Origin of the sequence: Janthinobacterium sp. UMAB-56, assembly GCF_900095265.1 — a bacterium.
Taxonomy (GTDB): domain Bacteria; phylum Pseudomonadota; class Gammaproteobacteria; order Burkholderiales; family Burkholderiaceae_D; genus Janthinobacterium.
In genome coordinates, this window is record NZ_LT607654.1 from 209,136 (window position 1) to 215,710 (window position 6,575).

Annotated in this window: 5 protein-coding genes; 2 read left to right on the forward strand and 3 right to left on the reverse strand. The window is 62.2% G+C overall.

The annotated features are described in order from the left end of the window. Positions 1-163 precede the first annotated feature (163 nt). Positions 164-1,342, forward strand: a complete 1,179-nt coding sequence (locus K0F85_RS09595) for a response regulator (protein WP_219115812.1) — start codon at positions 164-166, stop codon at positions 1,340-1,342. Here the strand turns inward: K0F85_RS09595 and K0F85_RS09600 are convergent. Further along, positions 1,327-1,695: an immunity 22 family protein gene (locus K0F85_RS09600; protein WP_219115813.1), complete on the reverse strand. Its 369-nt coding sequence runs from the start codon at positions 1,693-1,695 to the stop codon at positions 1,327-1,329. The genes K0F85_RS09595 and K0F85_RS09600 overlap by 16 nt on opposite strands. 2 nt (positions 1,696-1,697) lie before the next feature. Beyond that, a complete protein-coding gene (locus K0F85_RS09605; protein WP_219115814.1) occupies positions 1,698-4,403 on the reverse strand; it encodes a polysaccharide deacetylase family protein in 2,706 nt (901 codons plus the stop codon). Positions 4,404-4,564: 161 nt separating this feature from the next. Here K0F85_RS09605 and K0F85_RS28675 point away from each other — a divergent pair, with 161 nt between their 5' ends. Further along, complete coding sequence (locus K0F85_RS28675) at positions 4,565-4,687, forward strand: hypothetical protein (RefSeq protein WP_257572655.1); 123 nt, start codon at positions 4,565-4,567, stop codon at positions 4,685-4,687. A 29-nt stretch (positions 4,688-4,716) separates the two neighbouring features. Here K0F85_RS28675 and hmgA read toward each other — a convergent pair whose 3' ends face one another. Further along, positions 4,717-6,018 carry a homogentisate 1,2-dioxygenase gene (gene hmgA / locus K0F85_RS09610; protein ID WP_219115815.1) on the reverse strand — a complete coding sequence of 434 codons (1,302 nt, stop codon included), beginning with the start codon at positions 6,016-6,018 and terminating at the stop codon, positions 4,717-4,719. Between the last annotated feature and the right edge of the window lie 557 nt (positions 6,019-6,575).

Here is a 6,575-nt window from a genome sequence, read left to right on the forward strand (position 1 = left end):
GCCTTGACCTCCATGGACAGCAGCGCCAGCGCACAAGCAGCCAGCTGTTTGCGTTTTCTCAATCGCATCGCGTCTCCAGTTTTTATGATGTCGGTATGGGTTCCTGCGCAATATATACGCGGCAGGCTGGTCGCCTGGATTCAGCATTTTTCAAGGAGCAAGCGTGGACTTGGGCGAGCGCACCGGCAAAGCGAGGAAAACCGCCACGGCGGCCGTGCGCAAGCGCGACGTCCTGCCCTATATCCTGTTATTCATCTTGCTGGCGGGTTTGCTGGCCGTGCTGGCCGGCGCCCTGCTGCCACCGCACTACCACGCCGTGCCGGCCCTACTGTGGAGCCTGAGCATCTGCGTCAGCGGCATGCTGCTGGGCTTTTTGTTCGGCATACCGCGCACCCAGCCTTCGGGTAGTGTCAACGCGGCGCAGCCCCCCGCAGGTGCCGATGCGGCCACCGGCAATCCCGCCAATACCCTGTTCCAGGGCGCGCCCACGCTCATGGAAATCAATTCCAATCTGGTGGAAGTGTCGGACTGGCTGACGAAAATCATCGTCGGCGTGGGCTTGATCGAGCTCAAAAGCCTGCCCGGCAGCGCGCACAGCATGGCCGCCTTCATCGCGCCCAGCCTGGGCACCGACACGCCCACGGCCATGGCCGTGGTGGGCGGCATCATGCTGTTCTTTTCCGTGCATGGTTTTTTGATCGGCTACCTGCTGACGCGTATTTATCTCTCCATCATGATCAAGCGCGCCGACAGCCTCGTCAAGAACGACTCCGTGCGCCTGGAGAGCGGCAAGGAAATCGACGTGACGGAACTGAGCCGCTTGCAGCAAATGTCGCTCGAAGACATGCAGGAAGCGATCACGCAACTGCTGCTGGCCCGCCCGCCGGACGGGGGCGCGGCCGTCACGGCCCTGGCCGGCGTGCCGCTGGCGCACAAGCCGGCCAGCCTGGTGCTGTGGCTGGACGACCATCCGCGCAACAATACCTTGCTGGTGGAACAGCTGGAACGGGAAAACATCAAGGTGGAGCAAGCCGTATCAACGCGCCAGGCGCTGGCGATGCTGCAGCAGAAGCGCTACGCGCTGCTCATCACGGACATGGCGCGGATGGAAAGCGGTCGTCGTCTCAAGGATGCGGGCGTGCGCACAGTGCGCGAAGTACGGAAAGTGCAGCCGGAGCTGCCCATCGTGGTGTATTGCAGCAAAGATACGGTCGCCAGCTTCGGCACGGAAGCGCAGGCGGCCGGTGCCCGCTTCATCACCACGTCGGGCACCAGCCTGCTGGCGGCCGTCAACAAGCTCTTGCATGAAGCACGCCAGGACGGCGATCAATCCACTCGGTAGCGGTAGCTGCCCACGTAATGCAGCGAACTGCGCTGCGGGTGCGCCAGTTGATTCGGCGCAAATACACAGATGCTCGTGTCGGCCAGCAAACCCTGCGCGTCCGCGTCTGCGCTGGCCTGCGCCAGCCAACTGTCGCCATACGACACGCCGTCGAGCAACTGTGCCAGCGGCACCGGCGATGCCAGAGTCGCGCTTTCAACACAGGCTGGCTCGTAGTGCTTCAGCCCTGTTTCCAGGAAAAATGGCGACGGCACGGTATCGCCATCGTCCGTGTACGTGGGCGACAGGTAAGCCTGCAGCGCTTCCGGACTGGCAAAGCGCCCGCTGCAGGCAAACACGTGGACGATGGGCAAGATTAAAGCTTCTCCATCTTTTGCCGCACTGCCGGCGCCATCGAGGCCGTCGGTGCCAGTTCCAGATAGGTTTTGTACGCGGCCCTGGCCTTGGCGGCATCACCAGCCTTGGCATATGCATCGCCCAGGTTCAGGTAGGCAATCGCGCGCGACGGGTCCATCTTGACCGTGTTTTCAAACCAGCGGGCCGCTTCGCGGTATTTTTCCTGCTTGTAGAAGACAAAGCCCAAGTTGTTGGCCGCCAGCGCGAAATCGGGACGCAATTTCAGCGCTTCCGTAAATTGCGCTTCCGCCGCCGCATACTGTTTCTCCTTGTACAGCTGCAAGCCACGGTCGTTGGCCCGCTGCGCCAGCTGGCGCGTCGAAGTGGGCACGGCGCCCGGCGTGACGATCTTCTGTTCGCCGCCCTGCAAATCCTTGACCGTCACGCTGGCGGCGGCCGGTTTGGCGTCGAGCTTGCTGTTCAGGGCAATGGCTTCCGTCGACAACTGCGTCGTATTCGGGCTGAGGAATTCCGTCTCGCCCGGCAATTCAAAGACGAAATCGCCCCCTTCCGAACCGGGCAGGCTGCCAAACGCGGGGGTCTGGTTCGAGACGCTGGAGACGGCCGGCGCCACGTAGGCCGCCAGTTCCGTGGCCGTGATCAAGCCGTCGCCGTTGAGGTCGCCCTTGCCCGCCAAACCCTGCAGCAGGGTCCACGTAAATACGGAGTGGCCGTTCGGCCCGCCATCGGCCACCAGCTGGTCGCCGCCGCCGGCCGTCAGCATTTGCCGGCCGATGCGCTTGGCATTGTCGCGCAAGAAGGAGCTGGAACCGGCGCCACGTGTCAGGCCCAGGCCGCTGTAGCAGGCATCCATGACGAAGAACGCATGCTTGGCCGTCAGGCTTTCCGCGATATTCTGGATTTCCGTCATCGGAATCGCATCCGTGGCGAACTGCGCCGGATCGGAATCGACGGGTACGATATAGCCGAGGTCGCGTCCCGAACTGAGCTTGCGCGTGGCGCCATGGCCGGCGAAGAAGACGAAGATGCGGTCATTCTTTTGCACGCCGCCATGGGCCAGCTTGTCGTGGAAGGCGGCCAGGATGTTGTTGCGCGTCGCTTCGCCATTCTTCAGGGTCACGACGCGCTCTGGCGCAAACGCGAATTTCTCGATCAGCGTTTCGCGTATGCCTTGCGCATCGCGCACCGCGTATTGCAGTTTTGGCCACTTGGCATAATCGTCGATGCCGATCACGACGGCCCAGGAATTGGCGTAACCCGTGGTGACGGGCACTTTCTCGGGTGCGGGCGCCGTGCTTTTCGCCACCTGGAAGCTGGTGCCATTCCAACCGGCGAATTGATAGCCTTCGGCGATCAGCTTGTCTAGCACGGCCGGCAAGGCTTTCACCGTGCGTTCGTGGATATCGTGGAACAAAATGATGCCGCGCCCCGCCTTGTCAACGGAGGCCAGCACGCGGTTGGTGATGGAGCTGGGCACGGGGTCGGCCCAGTCCAGCGAATCGATATTCCACATCACGGATTTCAAATGGGCATCGGCCAGCGCAGCCATGCCTTCGCTGTTGCGCGCGCCATACGGAAAGCGGAACAGCGCAGCCCGCTCGGGGCTGATGGCTTTCAACAGAGTATCGGTGCCGAGGATTTCGCCTTTCAGCTTGTCGCCCGTCTGTTTCGACAATTGTGCGTGGCTGAAGCTGTGGTTGCCCACGGCATAGCCCTCTTTCATCAGCTTGCGGCTCACTTCCGCGCCCGCGTTGAGCTTGGCGTGGCCTTCCGCATCCAGGCTACCGAGGTTGCGTCCCACGTTGAAAAACACGGCCGGCACCCCATACTGTTTCAAGATGGCGCTGATTTCTTCCGTGTAACGGCGGTGCGGGCCGTCATCGAAGGTCAGCACGATGGTTTTCTTTGGCAAGCCCAGGCCGAAGATTTCCGCCTCAACTTTTTTTGCCGTGGGCTTGGCTTCCGGCACCGTGCCAGTTGACGGCGGGGCCGGAGGAACAGCATACGGCACGACGATGCCGTTGTCCTTCAAAATCTGTTCGCGGCTGTACAGCTTTTTCAGCTGCGCCACGTAATCGTCCCAGCGCTCGCGCTTGAGTTCGATGGCGCGCTGGCCCAGGCTGCCGAAGATTTGACGGATTTCCTTCTCGTAATTGCGCTCGATCTCGCCCAGCGCATCCAGATCTTCGGAAATGCGCTTGTGCAGCTTGATCGCCGGCAAGGAGCTATCCTTGGCCACGTCGGCCAGCATGCTTTGCAGCAGTTCGCGGAAGGCCAGGCGGTCGGCGTCGTACAGGCCGGGATCGGATTCGATATACGTCAACAGACTGTCGAGCGCTTCGAAGCGGCCTGGATTCGTAGGCACCATCAACTGGTCCAGCGCCGTGTCCAGCTTGGCGATGCGTTCCTGGTTTTCATGGAACAGCGCCTGCCCTACTTTTCTCGCTTCGTCGCGCGCGCCATCGGGCAAGCTTTGCTCGTCGGCCAGCAACACGATGATCTTGCGGAAATTACCCAGCAAGTCGCGGAACTGGCTGGCCACGGCGGCCGTGTCGACGGTGGCTTGCGGCGCGGCGGCCGGGGTGCCCGAAGCCGGGGCGCCGGGCGCGGCAGTAGCGGCCGGACGGGTGAACGTGTAAATGCCGGCCCCAGCGGCGAGTGCCACGACGACGGTGGCGGCGATCTTGATCGGCTTGGAAGTCACAGGCTTGTCATTCCCTTCACATACTATGCATACAATTCAGATGGCGCGGATGCGCAAGATACATAATTGTAGAGCACGCTTGGCAGTTACTCCGTCCGCACGCTGAATTTCGGCAATAATATGCCCGCAAACCTCCAACAAACGTGAAAACAGGAAAGACGATGCACAAGAAACTTTGCGCTGCCGCGCTGATGCTGGGAGTGGCCCTGTTGCTGCTGCAATTGCGCGCGCATGCAGGCGATGGCGTGGCCAGCGTGGCCGGGCGCGTGTGCCTGCCGCACTGACCACCTGAGTTAGTCGAACCGCGTGCCTGTCACTGCTTCGAATCGAAATGCTTGTGCAAGCCTTGCCAGCACTCGAAATAGTCTTTTTGCAATAGGCCGCCCTCCAGCGCGAAGGGCGTAGGCTTGAGGATGGTGCGCGTCTCGAACATGAAAGCCATGGTGTCGGCCACTTTGACGGGCGTGCTCGTGTCGCTGCAGGAAGCCTTTTCGAACGTTTGCGCATCGGGACCGTGGCCGGACATGCAGTTGTGCAGGCTGGCACCGCCCGGCACGAAACCGGCTGCCTTGGCATCGTACACGCCATGGATCAATCCCATGAATTCACTGGCCACGTTGCGGTGGAACCACGGCGGCCTGAACGTGTGTTCTGCGGCCAGCCAGCGCGGCGGGAAAATGGCAAAGTCGATGGCGCCTAACAGCGGGTTTTCGCTGGGTGCCTGCAGCACGAGGAAGATCGACGGGTCGGGATGGTCGTAACTGATCGAACCGATGGTGTTAAAGCGGCGCAAATCATATTTGTAGGGCGCGTAATTGCCATGCCAGGCCACCACGTCCAGCGGCGAATGGTCGAGCGTCGTGCGCCACAAATGGCCGCCGAACTTGGCCAGCAATTCGCACTCGCCATCAATATCTTCATAGGCCGCGCGCGGCGTGAGGAAATCACGGCTGTTGGCCAGGCCGTTCGAGCCGATGGGGCCCATGTCCGGCAGGCGGAAGGCCGTGCCGAAGTTTTCGCACACATAGCCGCGCGCCTGGCCGTCCGGCAGGGTCACGCGGAAGCGCACGCCGCGGGGAATCACCGCGATTTCCTGCGGTTCCAGCTCGAGCAAGCCCAGTTCCGTGGCAATCGCCAGGCGTCCCTCTTGTGGCACGACCAGCAATTCGCCATCGGCCGAATAAAAGAAACGCTGCATGGAACGGTTGGCCGCATACACGTGGATGGCGCAGCCGCTCATCGCTTCGGCACTGCCATTGCCTGCCATCGTCTGCCAGCCTTCGATGAAGTCCACCGATGTGGCGCCGTCGGGCAGCGGCAGCGGGTCCCAGCGCAACTGGTTCGGCGGCGTGGGCGGCATGGCGTGAAAATCGCTGACGATGCGGCGATGCTCCAGCAGGGTGAACGGCGGATGCTGGCTGGCCGGGCGGATACGGTACAGCCAGGAGCGCCGGTTTTGCGCGCGCGGCGCCGTGAAGGCCGTCCCCGACAATTGCTCTGCATACAGGCCCAGGGGCGCTTGCTGCGGCGAATTTTGCCGCTGCGGCAAGGCGCCGGGCACGGCTTCCGTGGCAAATTCGTTGCCAAAACCGCTTTGGTAGCCGGCGCCTAGCATGCGCTCTGCACCAGGAGCCAGGCCGCGCGCTGTCTGGCGACGCCGCCCATGGTGATGCACCGCTCAGTATATAAATGATCGCGTTCGATGTCGCTCATATTATCTCCTTGTCACTTTGATTGGGCGATGTCAGCCGAGGCCAGCGCTGCCGCCACCTGTCCGCCTGCATTGGCTGCCAGTTGCCCATCCAGGGACCGGCCAGGCGCAACAGGCAAAACGTGCCTGGCTGCGCGCCAGCAGCGACAATACCTGCGCCGCGCGATACCGGGCGCACAATTGCCCACCCGTCCCAGGTGGATTGCCGGCCGTCGTCGCTGCACTACAGGCCCGTACAATCGCCATCGGCGCAGCGTACCAGATCGCTACTATACCCCGCCTGCTCAGCCCATGGCACGCATCATGGTCAAGCCGGAGAAGCCAATATGGATGCGATCGAGGAAGGAAAACACGAACAGCAGGAATAAAAATCCCAGCAAATGGCGCGACACCTTGCGCATCAGCTGCTGTTCCAGTTGGTCGGTGGCCGCGTCGGGGACGGGCGCAGTTGTGGCGGCGGT

Excerpts from the sequence above, each read along its gene's own strand:
- K0F85_RS28675 (WP_257572655.1), top strand. The coding sequence starts at position 4,565 with ATGCACAAGAAACTTTGCGCTGCCGCGCTGATGCTGGGAGTGGCCCTG.
- hmgA (WP_219115815.1), bottom strand. The coding sequence starts at position 6,018 with ATGCTAGGCGCCGGCTACCAAAGCGGTTTTGGCAACGAATTTGCCACG.